The following is an 18,378-nucleotide window of genomic DNA, read 5'->3' on the forward strand; positions in this document are numbered from 1 at the left end:
ACCGCCGTATACGGATCCGTACGTACGGTGGTGTGAGAGGTCGGATAGTCAAATAATGATTATCCTCCTACTCGATGCGTTTATTTGTCGTCTCACTGAAAATCGTACCCTCACAGAGTACAAAGTAGAAACTGAGGGTACGCAAATGTGCGAATCGTACCCTCACATAAATCAAAATAAAAACTGAGGGTACGCAAACCTGTGAAGCAGTACCCTCCCAAACTCCTAAGCACAATAAACCACTCTCATCCCGTCTTAAACCTTACAAAAATTCCAAACAAACCGACTCACCAAATTATTCCCCGCACTAATTTTACTTTCTCCATATTTTTTTCTTCTGAATTCCAACGAGTACGCATAGGTTGTACAAAAGAAAATTTATTGGTGGAGGATACAATGAAACGATTGCTTTCTATGTTTGACACAACTGTTTTATCAATGGCTGGATTAAGGGTATTGTCGGCTTCACTGGAATTAACTGCTGCTATTTTAATGCTTGTATTTAACGATGTTCGTAAGGCTCTTGCTATAAATGCGTTACTTGCGATTGTAGGGCCAATCATCATGATTACGACGATGGCAATTGGGCTAATTAGTTTAGCAGACCAGTTGTCTTATTCAAAACTATTATTTATTGGACTAGGAGTAGCTTTTATTTTATATGGAATATACCGTTAATAGGAGGGAGATTTCCAATATGGATGCATAAAGTGTCCAAGCCTGCATACATTGAACTATGAAGAACACGTGAGGAGTTTACTAGATGAAGGAAATAGTAGACGTTTTACCAAGATCAATCGCAAATATTATTACAGAGTATCCTCCAGAACGAATTGAAAAAATGGAAGAAATCCGGATCAGAGTTTCAAGACCACTTGAAATCATTTGTAATGGGTTACCTATTTTTCATAGTTATGTAGTGTCAAGCGAGGATGCGGTTCAGCTACTTAATAAGCTAGGTCAATACTCCATTTATACACTTGAAGAAGAACTTAAGCGGGGTTATGTCACTATTCAAGGTGGTCATCGTGTTGGACTTGCTGGGAAAGTGATTACAGAGCATGGAAGTGTAAAAGCAATACGTGATGTTACCTCGTTTAATATACGAATTGCAAAACAAAAAATAGGGATTGCCAATCAGCTTAGCCCATATCTCTTTGATAAGTATTGGCGTAACACTATTATTATTGGACCACCTCAAACGGGAAAAACTACCTTGCTCAGAGATATTGCAAGGATGATCAGTTCTGGAAGTGAGTCAAGAAGGATCCCGGCATTAAAGGTTGGAATAGTTGATGAGCGATCAGAGATTGCTGGATGTGTAAAGGGAGTGCCACAAGTTAAGCTTGGCCCTCGAGTAGATGTGCTAGATGCATGTCCGAAGGCCGAAGGGATGATGATGATGATTCGATCAATGAGTCCTGATGTGCTTATCGTGGATGAAATTGGCAGGGAAGAAGACAGTCAAGCAATTATGGAAGCTGTGAACGCAGGAGTTAGTTTAATTGTAACTGCTCATGGACATCAGGTTTCAGACCTTTTAAAGCGTCCATCGTTAGAGGGTATTGTAAAGTCAGGTGTTTTCGAAAGATATGTAGAGCTATCACGTACAAAAGGACCTGGAACCGTAAAATCAATCCTTGGTCCAAACGCAAAACCACTTTTACCAAAAGCGAGTGTGACCTAGATGGTAAAAATAGTTGGAGCGATCATTATTTTACTAGCAACAACATGGGCAGGTTTTGAGGCGGCACGTCGTTTAAGCGAACGACCAAGACAGTTGAGGATGCTGAAAACGGCCTTACAATCGCTTGAAGCGGAAATTATGTATGGACATGTTCCTTTAATTGAAGTTGCAACACATCTTTCAAGACAGATACCAAAACCCATCTCCCATTTTTTTGAGAGATTTGCCAAAAAGCTTCAAACCGGTGAAGTGAGTGTGAAGATGGCATGGGACGAAAGCTTAGAGGAAACATCCAAACATACTGCCTTGCAACAGGGAGAAATAGAAGTTTTACGACAATTTGGTGAGACGTTAGGCCAGCAAGACAGAGCCTCCCAGCAAAAGCATATTTTATTGGCACTTGCCCATTTAGAAAGAGAAGAAAGTGATGCGCGAGAAAAACAATCTCGCTATGAAAAGATGATGAAAAGCTTAGGTTTCTTATCCGGTTTATTACTAGTCATCTTATTGATTTAGGAAATAGAGGTTGTTCAAAAAGGTCAAAAAAATGAGACTTCGAATCTTGGCGTCACTTGGCAACAAAGGTCGTAACGTAATATGTCATACATTCGGTCCTTAAGGCTGTCGTTTCTTGACCTTCTTGCTTTGCAATTCGTTGACTTTTTGAACACGTACTAATAGGGGGAGAAGACGCAAATGGGAGTCGATGTAAATATCATTTTTCAAATTGCTGGTGTAGGTATTGTTGTTGCATTTCTCCATACAATCCTAGATCAAATGGGTAAAAAAGAATACGCCCAGTGGGTTACATTACTGGGTTTTATATACATCTTGTTTATGGTTGCAACAATTGTAGAGGATCTATTTAAAAAGATAAAAGCAGTTTTCCTCTTTCAAGGCTAAGGAGGGATGAGCTATTGAAATCATACAAATTGTAGGCTTAGGACTTGTTGGAACATTCTTAGCACTCATCATTAAGGAACAAAAACCAACATTTGCATTTATGCTTGTTGTATTCGTAGGTTGTGTAATCTTTTTATTCCTTGTTGGAGAAATAGCAGATATTATCCGCATGCTTGAAAAGGTTGCGATAAATGCAAATGTAAATACCGTTTACGTCGAAACAATTCTTAAAATCATCGGAATTGCATACATAGCAGAGTTTGGTGCTCAAATAACAAAAGACGCTGGACAAGGAGCAATTGCATCAAAGATTGAACTAGGAGGGAAGATACTCATTCTTGCCATGGCAATCCCGATATTAACTGTTCTAATCGAAACAATAATTGGTCTTATTCCTAGTTAAACTAGGGATATTTAGGGGGGTGATTCCATGACACGTACCAAAGTTCTATCATTTCTCATACTTTTATTCGCACTACTCTTTTTTTCTTTACCACAGTTTGTACAAGCTTCACCTCCAACTCAGGAAGTCATCGATGACCAAATTCAAGAACAAGTTGAAGAACAAATTGAAAATCTAGGGATAGAGGATATTACGAAATTTTGGGACGAGATCGTCACGGAATATGGTGGGTATCTTCCCGAAAGTCAGAAAGGTAGCTTACTAGATTTTATCAGTGGAGAAAAAGAGCTTTCACTCAAGGAGTGGATGCTGGGACTCGTAAAATACGTGTTTCATGAGCTAATTGCAAATGGGAAGCTACTTAGCACATTAATCATGCTTACTATATTCAGTATGTTTTTACAGACCTTACAAAACTCATTTGAAAAAAGTGCAGTAAGCAAGGTTGCGTACTCGTTGGTATACATGGTTTTAATAATTATCGCATTAAATAGCTTCCGTGTGGCAATCAGCTATACCGAGGAAGCCATTCAAACGATGATTAACTTTATTTTAGCACTTGTTCCGCTTTTACTGGCTCTAGTAGCGTCATCAGGTGGAATTGCCTCAGCTGCATTTTTCCATCCACTGATTTTATTTCTTATGAATACAAGCGGGTTGCTCATTCAATATGTCGTTCTGCCTTTATTGTTTATGTCAGCACTGTTAAGTATCGTAAGTACATTAAGTGAGCAATACAAAGTGACACAACTTGCTCAACTATTGAGAAACATAAGCATAGGTATTATAGGGACATTTTTAACAATATTTCTTGGGGTTATTTCAGTTCAAGGAACGACAACTGCAGTAGCTGATGGAATTACAATCAGGACGGCGAAATTTATAACAGGCAACTTTGTACCAGTAATAGGGAGAATGTTTACGGATGCTACTGATACTGTTATTAGTGCATCTGTGATTCTAAAAAATACCGTTGGAATACTCGGGGTTGCAATACTCCTTTTAATTGCTGCATTTCCGGCGATAAAAGTGCTTTCCTTAGCGATAATCTACAAAATGGCAGCAGCCTTGTTACAGCCACTAGGTGGAGGACCTGTAATCGCTTGTTTAGACATCATTAGTAAAAGTGTTGTTTATATTTTTGCGGCACTTGCGATTGTATCACTTATGTTTTTCCTAAGCATCACAGTGATCATTGCCGCGGGGAACTTAACTTTAATGGTCAGGTGATAAGTGTTTGTGGAAGTGTATAAAAACGCCTATTTAGTCTCTTTTTGGGACAAGGGTTCTGTCCCTCTGTCCCTGGCGCAGGTTTGGGGGTGATGGCTTTGGGGTTTATTGCTGAGTGGATTACGAATATTATTTTGTTTATTTTGCTTGCGACGATTGTGGATATGCTGCTTCCGAATTCGAGCATGCAGAAGTATGTGAAAATGGTTACTGGTCTTTTATTAATTGTGATAATTTTAACTCCATTGTTTTCTTTATTGTCATCTGATTTCGAAGAAGCCTTCTCAAATCTAAGGTTTTCTCCTTATCAGGATGAAAAAAATATGGAAAATTTAATAGATTTGAAGAAAAAAGAAATACAAGCCTCAAGTAATGCATATATTTTAGAAAGAATGCAAGTCCAATTGAAAAACCAAGCTGAAGAGGAGTTGGTGCAAAAACAATATGACCTAACTGTTCAAGACGTACTCCTTTCAATAAAGGATGACAGTAAGGAGACTGTTACATTAGATGACATTACTTCTATAGTGGTGGTGTTATCGAAAGGGACAGTTGAACCTGATGAAATCCCAGTAGTAAAACCGGTTGAGATTGATACCTCCAAACAGATAGAACCCAAGCATACTGAAATGGATGTAACAAATATCAATAAACTTACAACTTTACTAGCTACTAAATGGGAAATTGACTCTGAAAAAATCGTAGTCACTGTGGAAGGGGGGAAAGATTCGTAAATGGGTAAAAACAAAGGGATTATGGACACAATAAAAGGTTTGTTTTCCCAATCAAAAGATGATCCACCTGATAAAAAGGGGAAGAAAAACCAGTATTTATTACTACTTTTGGCAGCTGGAGTATCAATCATGTTACTAAGTAATTTATTTTCAGGTGACTCGCAAACATCATCTTCATTACCAACTTCGTCTACTGAGGTCGCTGCTGATGATGAACCTGCTTTTGGTCATAAAAACAATAGTGACCTAACAAAGGCTATTTCAGAATACGAGGACCGCTATGAAAATGAATTAAAAGAAGCTCTGGAAGCAATTGCTGGAGTGGAGGATGTTATTGTATCTGTAAGTGTCGATGCTACTGAAACGAAAGTACTTGAAAAGAACACCGTTACCCAGAGTCAAATCACGAATGAAGAAGACAGGGATGGTGGGAAGAGACAAGTAGAGGATGTAACGATGGATGAACAAGTTGTCATCATCCGAAGTGGCGATTCAGAAACACCAATTGTATTGAAGATTGAAAAACCCGAGATACGTAGTGTGCTAATCGTTGCCAAAGGTGTTGAGAACATTAAAATAAAACAAATGGTGGTTGATGCTGTTACTAAAGGGTTTGATGTTCCTAATCACAAGGTAGCAGTTGTACCAAGAAAAACAAAGGGGGATTCCTAAAATGTTATTAAAAAAGCAAACAGTATGGTTATTAACAATGTTAAGTCTAGTAGTTGTGTTATCAGTCTATTACATTACGACTCCAGATGGTAATAATGATAATCTAGCATTTGAGCAGGAAAAAGAGGAAAATCAAGAGCAGGAAAATGTTGAAACAGCAACTGAGGATGAAAAAGGCTCAGATGTAACTGTTGAAGAAGATGAAGAAGGTAACGTTATTTCTTCTGTATCAAGCGATGATCTTTTTACAGCATTACGTCTTGAAATTGATGAGCAACGTAGCAAATTAAGAAGTACATTAGAAGATATGACAGCTTCAAAAGATTTATCTGCTGATCAAAAGAACCAGGCATATGAAGATTTAAAGAAACTAGAAGAAATTGAATCAAAAGAAAAAATCATTGAAATGTTGATCAAAGGTGATAACTACGAAGATGCACTTGTTCGTGTAGAAGGTGACAAAATCAAGATCACTGTAAAATCGAAGGAAAGCTCTAAGCAAGCTGCTAATGAAATCTTACGTTTAGTACGTAGCGAGCTTGGCGACCTTCAAAACGTAGCTGTACAATTTGAATTAACTGGCGAATAATAACTAAAAATGAAAAAGCACGGCAATCGCCGTGCTTTTCTATTTCTTTGGATCTTCTATGGAACTATCACTATTTTCTTTATATAATTCAAGTAATTCAGATACGGCATCGTCCATATTTCCAATAGCAACAACTAAATCATTATGCTGTTCAGTTTGCATTTGAATACCTGAAGCGATTTGCTCTAGAGTCATGCTGCTTTCTTCAATAACAGTGCTGAACTCGTTAGTTGATACTTCAATTGCCTTTGAAGAAGATTGAATCGATTCAGTAAGTGAATCGAATCCAATGATTTCATTTGTTAGATGAGTAATTGATTTACCAATCTGTTCAAAGGAATCTTTTGTATTTTGAACAAGCTGTAAATTGCCCTTCATAAGTAGTGACGCTTCTGATATTTCATTTTGAGTTGATTTAGTTTCCTCTTTCACATTTAAAATATTATCAGAGATTTGATTCGCAGCTTTTGCACTAGATTCTGCAAGCTTTCTCACTTCATTTGCAACTACTGCAAACCCTTTTCCACTATCTCCAGCCCTGGCAGCTTCTATAGAAGCATTTAAAGCTAGTAAATTCGTTTGGGCAGCGATTTCCTGAATCGATTGTGTGAAATTTGAAATCTCATCAACTTTATCTGCCAAATGATTCATTTTATACGTAACGGCTTCAATTACCATATTGAAGTTAGTAATATCAGTAAAAAGTTGATCTACTAATTTTCCACCGTCACTCGAAACAAGTGAGGTGTTTTCTGATTCTTTTCGTAGGCTTTTTGCTGATACCGCCATTCTCTCTACTAGTCTGTTTGCCTGTTCAAGAGATTGTGTAATTTCATAAATAGTATTGGTTTGTGCTGTAACGCCAGATGTCATCTCTTGGAGAGATGCACTCATCTCGAAAGCAGCATGATAACTACTTGTACTTTTATCTTTAATTGATTTAACATTAGCCGAAATAATCGTTGTGTTTTCCTCTAGTCGATCTCTACGATGCAAATCGTTTTCACGTAGCTTTTCCGTATTTTGCTGTATCGAAATAAGATTTGAATTTAAAATATCCGATAGCTTTAACTGAAAATATAGTAAAACCGTCACTAATAAAAATAGTAAATAAATTGTTCCGTAATTTTTTATCTCAAGAGGTAAGGAATCATGATGTAAATAGGTAAAAATGGTAATAATCGATAGTCCAAGACCGACACCCATAAAGAGAATAGAGCGTTTCATATATATAGCGGACATTGCTAAAACGAAGAATACAAGGAAATAAGCTGTTGGCGAGACGCTAGATTGCATAATTACAAACATTACTATCCCCACAAAGCTGGTAGCTATATAAGGAAGTGCTTTTGGGAATCTTCCAGTATAATGTAATAAAGCAACAATACTTACGCCAATACCACCACCAATAATAATAGAAAGAATCAGCTTTAGCTCCTTTTGTAAAGCAATATCCACAAGTATTCCTATAATTAAGGATACAAACGTAGCTTTTACAACAAGTCCGTTTTTTCTAATTAGATCATCATGTTTCATTTGTTCCAAGAAATTCATAGGGTTTCCTCCATCATCCATCAATACGTATTATTTCGACTAAAAATCTATTTTTCCTTTATAAAAAATGAAATTTTGACAAAATTTTGTTATACTGTGTCTATCTTTGATAACGCTTTCAATAAAAAATCTACTGTTTGTATTGAAAAGATAGAATTAAGTATCGTATCATATTAGTATGTGGTACTAATAGTAGGAATAAAAATTCTAAAATGAAATAACATTTTTGTAATGTACAAGGAGTGTAATAATATGTTTAAAATTCAAGAGCTTCGTGAGCTTATTAAGCTAGTTAATGATTCAAATATTGATGAGTTTTCTTTTGAAAGTGAAGGCTCCAAGATTAAAATGAAGAAACACAAAGAGGCTACTGCACCAACTGTAGTTCAGCATGTAGTTGAAGAAAAAGCACCAGTAGTAAAAGAGGTTGCCCAACCTGTTGCACCACAGGTACAAGTTGAGGCACCACAAAAGACCGCAGAACCAGCAGCTAAAGAAGCTCCTGTATCGGATGAAAGCTTACATAAGATTGTATCGCCAATGGTTGGTACATTCTATGCTGCTCCATCTCCAGATGTAGAGGACTATGTTAAAAAAGGTGATAAAGTAAAAGCAGATTCAGTAGTATGTATTGTTGAAGCTATGAAACTTTTCAACGAAATTGAAGCAGAGGTAAATGGAGAGATTGTAGAAATATTGGTTGAAAACGGTCAACTTGTAGAGTATGGTCAACCATTATTCTTAGTAAAGTCTTAAGTTAGGAGTGACCATTATGATAAAGAAAGTATTAATTGCGAACCGTGGAGAGATAGCAGTCCGTATTATACGAGCTTGTAAGGAATTAGGAATTGAAACGGTAGCAGTTTTTTCAGAGGCGGACAGGGAATCCTTACATGTACAGCTTGCAGATGAAGCATACTGTATTGGTCCAAAGTCCTCTAAGGAAAGCTACTTAAACTTCACAAATATAATTAGCGTAGCAAAGCTGACTGAGAGTGAAGCAATTCACCCTGGTTATGGCTTTCTTGCAGAAAATGCTGATTTTGCAGAACTATGCAGAGAGGTTAATATCACGTTTATCGGTCCAAGTCCTGAAGCAATAAACAAAATGGGAACAAAGGATATTGCCCGTGAAACGATGAGGATTGCAGGAGTTCCGATTGTTCCAGGGTCTCAAGGGATCATTAAGGATACAGTCGAAGCTATAAGTTTAGCAAATGATATGGGATATCCAGTTATTATTAAAGCCACTGCTGGTGGTGGAGGTAAGGGTATTCGCGTAGCCAAGAATGAAGAAGAATTGGTAAAGGGTATTAACATCACACAACAGGAAGCTGCGACTGCTTTTGGGAATCCTGGCGTGTACATCGAGAAATATATTCAAGATTTTCGCCATGTTGAGATACAAGTATTAGCCGATAACCATGGAAATGTGATACATTTAGGAGAGAGAGACTGTTCGATTCAGCGACGTTTGCAAAAGCTTGTTGAAGAAACTCCTTCACCAGCATTGAATGAAGACACTAGACAAAAAATGGGAGAAGCTGCTGTAAAAGCAGCTCAAGCTGTGAACTATTCAGGTGCAGGAACAATCGAATTTATCTATGATCACAATGCCGATGAATTCTATTTCATGGAAATGAATACGCGAATTCAGGTAGAACATCCAGTAACTGAAATGGTAACGGGTGTTGACCTCATAAAGGAACAAATTCGAGTTGCATCAGGTGAGAAACTTTCATTAACACAAAGCGATGTAACCTTTAATGGCTGGGCAATTGAATGTCGTATAAATGCAGAGAATCCTGAGAAGAATTTTATGCCGTCTCCTGGTAAAATAAATATGTATTTACCACCTGGGGGATTAGGTGTAAGAATCGATTCAGCAGTCTATCCAGGTTACTCCATTCCACCATATTATGATTCAATGATTGCAAAGCTCATTACATATGGAGCTACAAGAGAAGAAGCCATCGCTCGTATGAAGCGTGCATTAAGCGAGTTTGTAATCGAAGGAATTCACACAACAATTCCATTCCATTTAAAACTTATGAATCATGAAAAATTCGTAGATGGCAACTTTAATACGAAATTTCTTGAATTATATGAGGTAATGAAGTCGTAAACTATAGTAGGAGGTGCTTTTAATGGCAGCGGAAACGAATATTTTAGAAATGGATCAAGGAAGTAATGGTCTAGGTAAAGTTGAAATAGCACCAGAAGTAATTGAGGTAATTGCTGGGATAGCTTCATCTGAGGTTGAGGGAGTTGCACAAATGCGTGGTAACTTCGCAACTGGTGTTGTAGAAAGACTTGGAAAAAAGAATCACGGCAAGGGTGTTAAAGTTGAACTAACTGATAGCGGAGTTATCGTTGACGTATTTTGTATGATGAACTTTGGTGTTTCCATCCCAAATGTAGCTAGCAAAATTCAAGATAATGTCCGTCAAGCCCTACTTAATATGACAGCTTTAGACGTAACCGAAGTAAACGTCCATGTAGTGGGTGTATTATTCGAAAGCCAAAAGCAAGAATTGCAAGTAGAAGAGGAAATGTAACAAGTAAGCCTGATAGCTAACGCTGTCAGGCTTTTATATTTTGGGTGTTCTAAAAGTCGCTATAAATATTTATACCTCTGTTGATTGGAGAGGAAGGTACGAGACTCCTCGAAGATGCTTTGCATTTTCTTCGTGCGTGGGAGAATTCAATGGAGCCTCTCAAAGTCCTGCGGGAAAGTCGTAGGGGCGTCTACTAAAAGCCGCCACGTCCTGTGGCGAACGTAGACGTCAGCACATCCTCGAAAATGCTATGCAATTTCTTCGTGCGATGCTTATGCTGCCGTAGCCTTCCTTGTCCTGTGCAAGTCAAGGGAGACCCCGCAGGAGCTTGCGACTTGTCTAGCTTCAGCGGCTAGAAACTCGAGAAATTTCAACTCCTCCGCCAGAGGCAAAAGACGCCTCTTTTGTCGGAGTCTCCAATTTCCTCGTTTCTAGTCGAGCCGCTTCAGCATTTCAGTGAGGATGCTTCCGGACCGCCCGCGGAAAGCGAGTGCCAGGAGCGCAAATCAACAAACCCAGTACCGTAAGTAGAAACATCATTTTTAACAATTGTGATAAGGAAGTTTTGTTTTTCAATATTTGTTTTAGAAACTTCAATCTCTCATTATAAACCGCTACAAAACCTCATTGGTAAATTTTTATTTTACATCTATTTTATGCTATGATAGACTGTAGTTCTTTTATAGACTAATAAAGGGAAGAATAATACATAAGAGAAAGAAACTATATTGTAGACAAGCTTATCCAATGTATAAAAGGGATGAGGATTGAGCTAAAGTAGTACTAACTTTTACAAATCCAAAGGAGACATATAAATGAAAAGACGTACAGCGAGAGAAAAAGCTCTTCAATCGTTATTCCAAATTGACATGAGTCAAAGTGAACCAAATGAGGCAATAGAAAATGTACTTGAGGAAGCACCAACAGATGAATTCTTAGAGCAACTCGTTTACGGTGTTATCGAGCATAAAGAAGAAATCGATACATTATTACGTGCAAACCTCGAAAAATGGAATTTAGAAAGACTGGCAAATGTAGACCGGTCTATTTTACGTATTGCGGTTTATGAAATGAAGTATATAGAAGAGATACCTGTCAACGTTAGTATCGATGAAGCGATTGAGCTTGCAAAACAGTTTGGAGACGACAGTTCAAGTCGTTTTATTAATGCAATATTGTCAAAAGTAAAAGATCAATTATAAAACACAATTTTTTAGGGAGCGTGGGGAGAATGGCTGCTGAAATTATTAGTGGGAAAGAGTTGGCACAAGCAAAACGCAATGAGATCAAAAACGAAGTCAATACTTTGGCTGAAAAAGGAATTATACCAGGATTGGCCGTTTTACTAGTAGGGAATAATCCTGCATCAAGATCATATGTATCTGCAAAAGCAAAGACTTCTAAGGAATTAGGCATTCATTCAATACTACTCGAATATCCAGACACAATTACTGAAGAGCACTTATTAAGTGAAATTGATCGTCTTAATCAAGATGATTCAATACACGGTATTCTAGTGCAATTACCACTGCCACAATCTATTAATGAGTTAGCTATCATTGAAAAAATTTCTCCTACAAAGGATGTTGATGGTTTTCATCCAATAAATATCGGCAGAATGATGATTGGTCAGGAGTCATTTTTACCATGTACACCATTTGGAATTGTTGAAATGGTTAAATCAAAGGAACTATCAATTGAGGGTAAACATGTAGTTGTAGTCGGTCGGAGTAATATAGTTGGTAAACCTGTTGGTCAATTATTTCTTAATGAAAACGCAACTGTTACATATTGCCATTCTAGAACGCAGGATCTTAAAGAAATAACACGCCAAGCAGATATCTTAGTTGCTGCTGTAGGGAAGGCAAATTTCATTACAGGTGATTACATAAAAGAGGGTGCAGTTGTCATTGATGTAGGTGTAAATAGGCTTGAAACAGGCAAACTTTGCGGTGATGTGCTATTTGAAGAAGGCTTGGAAAAAGCGAGCTATATCACACCTGTACCTGGTGGTGTTGGTCCTATGACAATTACAATGCTACTTCATAATACCGTGGAATCAGCTAAAAAATCTGCCGCCTTGTCAAGGAAGTAGGAATCAAATGGAACAAAATCGTTATCTAACAGTAACTGCCTTAACGAAATATATAAAACGTAAATTTGATGCAGACCCTCATTTACAGGACATATGGTTGAAGGGTGAAATCTCGAATTTTAAAGCTCATAGCCGTGGACATATGTACTTCACGATCAAAGATCAAAATGCGAGAATTCAGTCTGTCATGTTTGCTGGTTATAATAAAGATTTAAAATTTACTCCTGAGAATGGGATGAAGGTACTGCTACGTGGCGAAGTGACGGTTTTTGAGTCAAATGGAAACTACCAGCTCTACGTAAAAGAAATGCAGCCTGATGGAATCGGAAATTTATATCTTGCCTATGAAGAACTCAAAAAACGACTAGAAGAAGAAGGACTATTCTCAGAACGTTATAAAAAACCGATTCCTAAAATACCTCAATATGTAGGGATTGTCACTTCACCAACAGGAGCTGCAATTCGAGATATTATTACAACAATCAGAAGAAGATACCCAATTGCAAAGGTAATCGTATTTCCAGCTCTAGTTCAAGGACAAAATGCTGCCGCATCTATTGAGAAGGCAATAACTGCCGCAAACGAATTTGGAAAAATTGATGTACTGATTGTTGGAAGAGGTGGCGGGTCAATTGAAGAGCTATGGGCTTTTAATGAAGAAATTGTAGCTCGGTCTATTTTTCATTCTAAGGTGCCGATTATCTCGGCTGTCGGGCATGAAACCGATGTGACAATCGCTGATTTTGTTGCTGATTTACGTGCTCCAACTCCAACTGGTGCAGCTGAATTAGCCGTTCCGCATATGGCTGAACTCTCGGAACGCTTATTGGTTAGACATACACGTTTATTACGGGCGATGAAGGACAAGCTTATAACAGATTCTAATAGACTTACTGCTTTACAAAAATCCTATGCATTCCGTTTTCCTAAAAATTTATATGATCAGAAGGAGCAACAACTTGATCGTTTGGTTGACCGTCTTGGAAGAGAAGGAAAGATGCTCATCGTTCGAAAGCAAGAAGACTTTAATAAGTTGTCTGTAAGGCTCCGACATAATCACCCTCAAGAAAAGCTGCAGCAAGCAATGGAAAAGCAGAATTTATATAAAAAGGTTTTATTAAAAGAGTTTACCCAATTACTAAAACAGAAAAAATATATATTCTCATCAACTGTATCAAAACTTGAGGCACTTAGTCCCTTGAAAATTATGGAGCGGGGATACAGCTTGGTATATGATCAAGAAAAACAATTGGTCAAAAGTGTACATCAAATTAAATCCGGAAGAAAAATAAAGGTCAAACTTAGAGATGGACAACTTGATTGTGAAGTTTTAGAAGTAGAGGAGAGACAAATAAATGACTGAAGAAAAAGTATTGTCCTTTGAAGAAGCCATGGAGCAACTTGAACAAATTGTGGAACGTCTTGAAGAGGGGGATGTACCTTTAGAGAAAGCTATCTCTTACTTTCAAGAAGGGATGAAGCTATCAAAGCTCTGTCATGATAAGCTGCAACATGTAGAAAAGCAAATGGAACAAATTTTACGTGAAGATGGCGAGCTTGAACCGTTCAGCATTCAGGAGGAAGAATAAAAAGTGGGCTTAACAGATATAGAACTATTCTTTAAGACGCATAAAGAGAAGATTGAGGAACAATTACCTTTCTACATTTCAAAGCTTTCGGCACCAGAGCAACTAACAAAATCAATGGATTATTCGCTACAAGCTGGCGGAAAAAGGATTCGACCATTATTACTATTAGGGACGCTACATTCATTTGGTAAGAATGAATCAATCGGCCTACCTGTAGCATGTGCGGTTGAAATGATTCATACGTATTCTCTAATTCATGATGATTTACCAAGTATGGATAATGATGATTTGCGTAGAGGAAAGCCTACAAATCATAAGGTGTTCGGAGAGGCTATGGCTATTCTTGCAGGCGATGGTTTACTAACCTTTAGCTTTCAAGTAATTTCTGAGTTTATGGACGAAACAATTTCACCAGAAAAACGAATTGCTCTCATTTCGAGATTAGCAAAAGCAGCAGGTCCAGAAGGTATGGTTGGAGGACAAGTTGCTGATATGGAAGGTGAAGGTGCTTCCTTACAATTGACGGACCTCGAATATATACATACCCATAAAACGGGGAAATTATTAGCATTCAGTGTAATGGCAGGAGCAATAATTGCAGATGCTACAGATGAACAGCTAGAAAAACTAGAGCAATTTGCCCATCACTTAGGATTAGCCTTTCAAATTAGAGACGACATTTTGGATATTGAAGGTTCAGAGGAATTGATTGGAAAACCTGTTGGAAGCGACACCGAGAATAATAAAAATACATATCCTGCATTACTTACACTTGAGGGTGCAAAGGAAAAGTTAGCCTTTCATATAGATGAAGCAAAACGGTTTTTATATAGTGTTGACATGAAACATGATATACTAGACTATATGTGTAATCTTATTGCATCTAGAGATCATTAAACCTTTACTACAGGTTTAAAAACGGATAAAGTTTGTAAATGAAAGTGAGTGAATCCTTTGGATCTTCTATCTATTAAAGACCCTACATTCCTTAAAAATATGTCAATTGATGAATTAAACGAACTGAGTAGTGAAATTCGTCAATTTCTAATTGAAAAGCTATCCAAGACAGGTGGTCATATTGGACCAAATCTTGGTGTTGTTGAATTAACGATTGCATTGCATAAAGAATTTGATAGTCCAAAGGATAAATTCCTTTGGGACGTAGGACATCAGTCATATGTACATAAAATATTGACTGGGCGTGCTTGTGATTTCGATACACTACGACAATATAAAGGGTTATGCGGATTCCCGAAACGAATTGAAAGTGACCATGACGTTTGGGAAACAGGTCATAGCTCTACTAGTTTATCTGCTGCAATGGGCATGGCTGCAGCTCGAGATATAAAAGGTACAAAAGAGTTCGTAGTTCCCATTATAGGTGATGGTGCGCTTACAGGTGGTATGGCGCTTGAAGCATTAAATCATATTGGTCATGAACGTAAGGACATGATTGTTATTCTAAATGATAACGAAATGTCTATTGCGCCAAATGTGGGAGCGCTCCACAATGTACTAGCAAGGCTAAGAACAGCAGGTAAGTATAATTGGGTTAAGGATGAATTAGAGTATTTATTAAAGAAAATTCCAGCAGTTGGTGGAAAACTTGCTTCTACTGCTGAGCGAATTAAAGATAGCTTAAAATATTTGCTTGTGTCAGGTGTGTTTTTTGAAGAGCTTGGTTTTACTTACCTAGGTCCTATTGACGGCCATGATTTTGAATGTCTTTTTGAAACGCTTCAGTATGCAAAAAAGACTAAGGGACCAGTATTAGTTCATGTTATTACGAAAAAGGGTAAAGGATATACTCCTGCCGAATCCGATAAGATCGGTACGTGGCATGGAACAGGCCCTTATAAAATTGAAACGGGTGACTTTGTCAAACCTGAAAATGCTCCACCTGCATGGAGTGCGGTAATTAGTGAGACTGTTCGCAAATTAGCAAGAACAGATAACCGCATTGTCGCAATAACTCCCGCAATGCCAGTAGGTTCAAAGCTAGAGGGCTTTGCGAAAGAATTCCCAGAAAGAATGTTTGATGTGGGAATTGCTGAACAACATGCCACTACTATGGCTGCAGGTTTAGCAACTCAAGATATGAAACCATTTTTAGCGATATACTCTACCTTCTTACAACGTGCATATGACCAGGTAGTACATGATATTTGTCGTCAAAACCTAAACGTCTTCCTAGGAATTGATCGCTCAGGTTTAGTTGGTGCTGATGGTGAAACTCACCAAGGTATTTATGATATTGCTTTCTTACGTCACATCCCTAACATGGTTATTATGATGCCAAAGGATGAAAATGAAGGCCAACACATGGTGAATACTGCAATTAAATATGATGATGGCCCGATTGCGTTGCGTTATGCTCGTGGAAACGGTCTTGGTGTAAAAATGGATGAAGAACTAGAGGTAATTCCTATTGGGTCATGGGAAGTGTTAAGACAAGGCTCAGATGCAGTAATCTTAACATTCGGTACAACAATACCAATGGCGTTAGAAGCCGCTGAACGACTTGAAAAAGAAGATATTTCGGTACGTGTCGTTAATGCACGTTTCATAAAGCCACTTGATAATGATATGATGCACCAAATCTTAGGAACGAAAGCACCAATTTTAACAATAGAAGAATCTGTGTTACAAGGTGGATTTGGTAGTGCTGTTTTAGAATTTGCTCATGATCATGGATATCAGGATGCGATAATTGATCGTGTTGGGATACCTGATGAATTTATTGAACATGGAAGTGTAGATCAGCTTCTAGAAGAGATAGGTATGACTACCGAACATATTGTAGAACGTATTCATAATTTAGCTCCAAGAAAGCAGAAGAGAGTATAGCAATGGGAACTAAAAAAGAAAGACTAGATGTGTTATTAGTTGAGCGTGGCTTAATCGAGACAAGAGAAAAGGCAAAACGTTCGATAATGGCTGGTCTTGTCTATACAAATGAACAGCGATTAGACAAGCCCGGTGAAAAAGTGGAAATTGATATACCCTTAAAAATAAAAGGGAATGTGATTCCATATGTTAGTCGTGGCGGATTGAAACTTGAAAAAGCCTTAAAGGAATTTGACCTCGATATCAAAGATAAAATTATGATTGATGTGGGTTCTTCTACTGGAGGATTTACCGATTGTGCGTTGCAGAATGGTGTTAAATTATCGTATGCGCTTGATGTGGGATACAACCAACTTGCTTGGAAGCTTCGACAAGACGAGCGAGTTGTCGTCATGGAACGAACGAACTTTAGGTATGTAACACCTTCCGATTTACAATCGGGTTTACCGGAATTTGCAACAATCGATGTTTCCTTTATCTCGCTAAGGTTAATTCTGCCTGTATTAAAAACCTTACTTGTTGCAAATAGTGATGTAGTTGCTCTTGTAAAGCCTCAATTTGAGGCTGGGAAAGACCAAGTAGGGAAAAAAGGGATTGTCAGAGAACCCAAAATCCATGAACAGGTGCTTACTACTATTATAGAGTTCTCATTAAAAGAGGGATATGATTGTATTAATCTTTCGTACTCTCCGATAACTGGAGGAGAAGGGAATATTGAATTTTTACTTCACCTGCGGTGGAATGGTCCTGTCGACCAAGGTGAAAATAACCTACCGACAACACCGATTGAGATCGTAGAAATTGCTCATTCTGATTTAAAAGCAAATTGAATACTTTTTTAAAACTCGGCTTGCTACACATTGCCGAGTTTTTTAATGTTCCGTATTGTAAACTTACAAAATATCTAAAAAAAATGTACAATAATGTCAGAATCGGCTAACATAGGATGTAACTACTATAGATAAAAAATCTTTAGATTTATAAAGAGAGGGTGTCATTATGAATAAGGGGCAAAGACACATAAAAATAAGAGAAATTATTACAAGCAATGATATCGAAACTCAGGATGAGATTGTTGATATTTTAAAAAGTGAAGGATATAACATAACACAAGCAACAGTATCAAGAGATATAAAAGAATTACATTTAGTTAAAGTTCCAATGATGGATGGACGTTATAAGTATAGCCTCCCTGCAGACCAACGTTTCAACCCCCTTCAAAAACTTAAACGCTCACTAATGGATGCTTTCGTAAAAATCGATTCGGCAGGACATATGCTTGTTATGAAAACTCTACCTGGTAATGCAAATGCGATTGGTGCATTAATTGATCACCTTGATTGGGATGAAATCTTAGGAACGATTTGTGGGGATGATACAATCTTAATCATTTGTAAAACTCCAGAAGAAACAGAGACTGTTTCTCAAAGATTCTTGGATATGTTATAAAGAGAAACTTCAATCAGTGGGGGCTTTGTTCATCTCCCACTGATTGTTAGTCACGCAAAGCCTGATTG

General features: G+C 37.7%; 21 protein-coding genes. 20 read left to right on the forward strand and 1 reads right to left on the reverse strand.

The genetic code is table 11. The annotated features are described in order from the left end of the window. Positions 1 to 396 precede the first annotated feature (396 nt). The 9 genes from AB3M96_RS11800 (at position 397) to AB3M96_RS11840 (ending at position 6,218) form a co-directional block, all read left to right on the forward strand. A complete protein-coding gene (locus AB3M96_RS11800; RefSeq protein WP_412967819.1) occupies positions 397 to 678 on the forward strand; it encodes a YqhV family protein in 282 nt (93 codons plus the stop codon). A gap of 85 nt (positions 679 to 763) precedes the next feature. Beyond that, positions 764 to 1,687 carry a stage III sporulation protein AA gene (gene spoIIIAA, locus AB3M96_RS11805; protein ID WP_412967820.1) on the forward strand — a complete coding sequence of 308 codons (924 nt, stop codon included), beginning with the start codon at positions 764 to 766 and terminating at the stop codon, positions 1,685 to 1,687. Continuing rightward, positions 1,688 to 2,203: a stage III sporulation protein SpoIIIAB gene (gene spoIIIAB / locus AB3M96_RS11810; protein ID WP_412967821.1), complete on the forward strand. Its 516-nt coding sequence runs from the start codon at positions 1,688 to 1,690 to the stop codon at positions 2,201 to 2,203. 180 nt (positions 2,204 to 2,383) lie between these two features. Beyond that, positions 2,384 to 2,590 (forward strand): stage III sporulation protein AC, encoded by a 207-nt coding sequence (gene spoIIIAC, locus AB3M96_RS11815; RefSeq protein WP_010284588.1) that lies wholly within the window; start codon positions 2,384 to 2,386, stop codon positions 2,588 to 2,590. Positions 2,591 to 2,603: 13 nt separating this feature from the next. Further along, on the forward strand, positions 2,604 to 2,993 hold the full coding sequence (gene spoIIIAD / locus AB3M96_RS11820; RefSeq protein ID WP_412967998.1) for a stage III sporulation protein AD: 390 nt from the start codon (positions 2,604 to 2,606) through the stop codon (positions 2,991 to 2,993). A 27-nt stretch (positions 2,994 to 3,020) separates the two neighbouring features. Continuing rightward, positions 3,021 to 4,223 (forward strand): stage III sporulation protein AE, encoded by a 1,203-nt coding sequence (gene spoIIIAE / locus AB3M96_RS11825; RefSeq protein WP_412967822.1) that lies wholly within the window; start codon positions 3,021 to 3,023, stop codon positions 4,221 to 4,223. Between the two features lie 98 nt (positions 4,224 to 4,321). Next, positions 4,322 to 4,957, forward strand: coding sequence for a stage III sporulation protein AF (gene spoIIIAF / locus AB3M96_RS11830; protein WP_412967823.1), 636 nt, complete (start codon positions 4,322 to 4,324; stop codon positions 4,955 to 4,957). Then, positions 4,958 to 5,629, forward strand: coding sequence for a stage III sporulation protein AG (gene spoIIIAG, locus AB3M96_RS11835; protein ID WP_412967824.1), 672 nt, complete (start codon positions 4,958 to 4,960; stop codon positions 5,627 to 5,629). 1 nt (position 5,630) lies between these two features. Beyond that, the gene (locus tag AB3M96_RS11840) at positions 5,631 to 6,218 is read left to right on the forward strand and encodes a SpoIIIAH-like family protein (RefSeq protein WP_412967825.1); all 588 of its coding nucleotides are present in this window, start codon (positions 5,631 to 5,633) and stop codon (positions 6,216 to 6,218) included. A 39-nt stretch (positions 6,219 to 6,257) separates the two neighbouring features. Here AB3M96_RS11840 and AB3M96_RS11845 read toward each other — a convergent pair whose 3' ends face one another. Beyond that, positions 6,258 to 7,772 (reverse strand): methyl-accepting chemotaxis protein, encoded by a 1,515-nt coding sequence (locus tag AB3M96_RS11845; protein WP_412967826.1) that lies wholly within the window; start codon positions 7,770 to 7,772, stop codon positions 6,258 to 6,260. A 252-nt stretch (positions 7,773 to 8,024) separates the two neighbouring features. Between AB3M96_RS11845 and accB the strand changes: the two genes are divergently transcribed. From accB to ahrC, 11 genes are all read left to right on the forward strand, one after another. Continuing rightward, entirely contained in the window at positions 8,025 to 8,528 is a 504-nt protein-coding gene (gene accB / locus AB3M96_RS11850) for an acetyl-CoA carboxylase biotin carboxyl carrier protein (RefSeq protein WP_412967827.1), read from the forward strand. Positions 8,529 to 8,544: 16 nt separating this feature from the next. Continuing rightward, the gene (accC, locus tag AB3M96_RS11855) at positions 8,545 to 9,897 is read left to right on the forward strand and encodes an acetyl-CoA carboxylase biotin carboxylase subunit (RefSeq protein WP_412967828.1); all 1,353 of its coding nucleotides are present in this window, start codon (positions 8,545 to 8,547) and stop codon (positions 9,895 to 9,897) included. Between the two features lie 22 nt (positions 9,898 to 9,919). Further along, positions 9,920 to 10,330, forward strand: coding sequence for an Asp23/Gls24 family envelope stress response protein (locus tag AB3M96_RS11860; protein ID WP_412967829.1), 411 nt, complete (start codon positions 9,920 to 9,922; stop codon positions 10,328 to 10,330). Between the two features lie 815 nt (positions 10,331 to 11,145). Then, entirely contained in the window at positions 11,146 to 11,532 is a 387-nt protein-coding gene (gene nusB / locus AB3M96_RS11865; RefSeq protein WP_412967830.1) for a transcription antitermination factor NusB, read from the forward strand. 29 nt (positions 11,533 to 11,561) lie between these two features. Continuing rightward, positions 11,562 to 12,425, forward strand: coding sequence for a bifunctional methylenetetrahydrofolate dehydrogenase/methenyltetrahydrofolate cyclohydrolase FolD (gene folD, locus AB3M96_RS11870; protein WP_412967831.1), 864 nt, complete (start codon positions 11,562 to 11,564; stop codon positions 12,423 to 12,425). 7 nt (positions 12,426 to 12,432) lie between these two features. Next, on the forward strand, positions 12,433 to 13,788 hold the full coding sequence (gene xseA, locus AB3M96_RS11875) for an exodeoxyribonuclease VII large subunit (RefSeq protein WP_412967832.1): 1,356 nt from the start codon (positions 12,433 to 12,435) through the stop codon (positions 13,786 to 13,788). Beyond that, a complete protein-coding gene (locus tag AB3M96_RS11880; RefSeq protein ID WP_412967833.1) occupies positions 13,781 to 14,014 on the forward strand; it encodes an exodeoxyribonuclease VII small subunit in 234 nt (77 codons plus the stop codon). Before xseA ends, AB3M96_RS11880 begins: the two co-directional genes overlap by 8 nt. Before the next feature lie 3 nt (positions 14,015 to 14,017). Beyond that, on the forward strand, positions 14,018 to 14,911 hold the full coding sequence (locus tag AB3M96_RS11885) for a polyprenyl synthetase family protein (RefSeq protein WP_412967834.1): 894 nt from the start codon (positions 14,018 to 14,020) through the stop codon (positions 14,909 to 14,911). Between the two features lie 57 nt (positions 14,912 to 14,968). Then, positions 14,969 to 16,861, forward strand: a complete 1,893-nt coding sequence (gene dxs, locus AB3M96_RS11890) for a 1-deoxy-D-xylulose-5-phosphate synthase (RefSeq protein WP_412967835.1) — start codon at positions 14,969 to 14,971, stop codon at positions 16,859 to 16,861. 2 nt (positions 16,862 to 16,863) lie between these two features. Next, complete coding sequence (locus AB3M96_RS11895; RefSeq protein ID WP_412967836.1) at positions 16,864 to 17,691, forward strand: TlyA family RNA methyltransferase; 828 nt, start codon at positions 16,864 to 16,866, stop codon at positions 17,689 to 17,691. Between the two features lie 169 nt (positions 17,692 to 17,860). After that, a complete protein-coding gene (ahrC, locus tag AB3M96_RS11900) occupies positions 17,861 to 18,310 on the forward strand; it encodes a transcriptional regulator AhrC/ArgR (RefSeq protein ID WP_412967837.1) in 450 nt (149 codons plus the stop codon). Positions 18,311 to 18,378 lie beyond the last annotated feature (68 nt).

This window comes from Ferdinandcohnia jepli (assembly GCF_047246645.1).
Lineage (GTDB): Bacteria > Bacillota > Bacilli > Bacillales > Bacillaceae_L > Ferdinandcohnia.

What these genes read in the sequence shown, in the direction of transcription:
- nusB (WP_412967830.1), top strand. Translation starts at nt 11,146, where the DNA reads ATGAAAAGACGTACAGCGAGAGAAAAAGCTCTTCAATCGTTATTCCAA.
- AB3M96_RS11840 (WP_412967825.1), top strand. Translation starts at nt 5,631, where the DNA reads ATGTTATTAAAAAAGCAAACAGTATGGTTATTAACAATGTTAAGTCTA.
- ahrC (WP_412967837.1), top strand. Translation starts at nt 17,861, where the DNA reads ATGAATAAGGGGCAAAGACACATAAAAATAAGAGAAATTATTACAAGC.
- spoIIIAB (WP_412967821.1), top strand. Translation starts at nt 1,688, where the DNA reads ATGGTAAAAATAGTTGGAGCGATCATTATTTTACTAGCAACAACATGG.
- accB (WP_412967827.1), top strand. Translation starts at nt 8,025, where the DNA reads ATGTTTAAAATTCAAGAGCTTCGTGAGCTTATTAAGCTAGTTAATGAT.
- spoIIIAE (WP_412967822.1), top strand. Translation starts at nt 3,021, where the DNA reads ATGACACGTACCAAAGTTCTATCATTTCTCATACTTTTATTCGCACTA.
- folD (WP_412967831.1), top strand. Translation starts at nt 11,562, where the DNA reads ATGGCTGCTGAAATTATTAGTGGGAAAGAGTTGGCACAAGCAAAACGC.
- spoIIIAA (WP_412967820.1), top strand. Translation starts at nt 764, where the DNA reads ATGAAGGAAATAGTAGACGTTTTACCAAGATCAATCGCAAATATTATT.
- AB3M96_RS11860 (WP_412967829.1), top strand. Translation starts at nt 9,920, where the DNA reads ATGGCAGCGGAAACGAATATTTTAGAAATGGATCAAGGAAGTAATGGT.
- spoIIIAC (WP_010284588.1), top strand. Translation starts at nt 2,384, where the DNA reads ATGGGAGTCGATGTAAATATCATTTTTCAAATTGCTGGTGTAGGTATT.
- AB3M96_RS11800 (WP_412967819.1), top strand. Translation starts at nt 397, where the DNA reads ATGAAACGATTGCTTTCTATGTTTGACACAACTGTTTTATCAATGGCT.
- spoIIIAG (WP_412967824.1), top strand. Translation starts at nt 4,958, where the DNA reads ATGGGTAAAAACAAAGGGATTATGGACACAATAAAAGGTTTGTTTTCC.
- AB3M96_RS11880 (WP_412967833.1), top strand. Translation starts at nt 13,781, where the DNA reads ATGACTGAAGAAAAAGTATTGTCCTTTGAAGAAGCCATGGAGCAACTT.
- AB3M96_RS11845 (WP_412967826.1), bottom strand. Translation starts at nt 7,772, where the DNA reads ATGAATTTCTTGGAACAAATGAAACATGATGATCTAATTAGAAAAAAC.
- accC (WP_412967828.1), top strand. Translation starts at nt 8,545, where the DNA reads ATGATAAAGAAAGTATTAATTGCGAACCGTGGAGAGATAGCAGTCCGT.
- xseA (WP_412967832.1), top strand. Translation starts at nt 12,433, where the DNA reads ATGGAACAAAATCGTTATCTAACAGTAACTGCCTTAACGAAATATATA.
- AB3M96_RS11895 (WP_412967836.1), top strand. Translation starts at nt 16,864, where the DNA reads ATGGGAACTAAAAAAGAAAGACTAGATGTGTTATTAGTTGAGCGTGGC.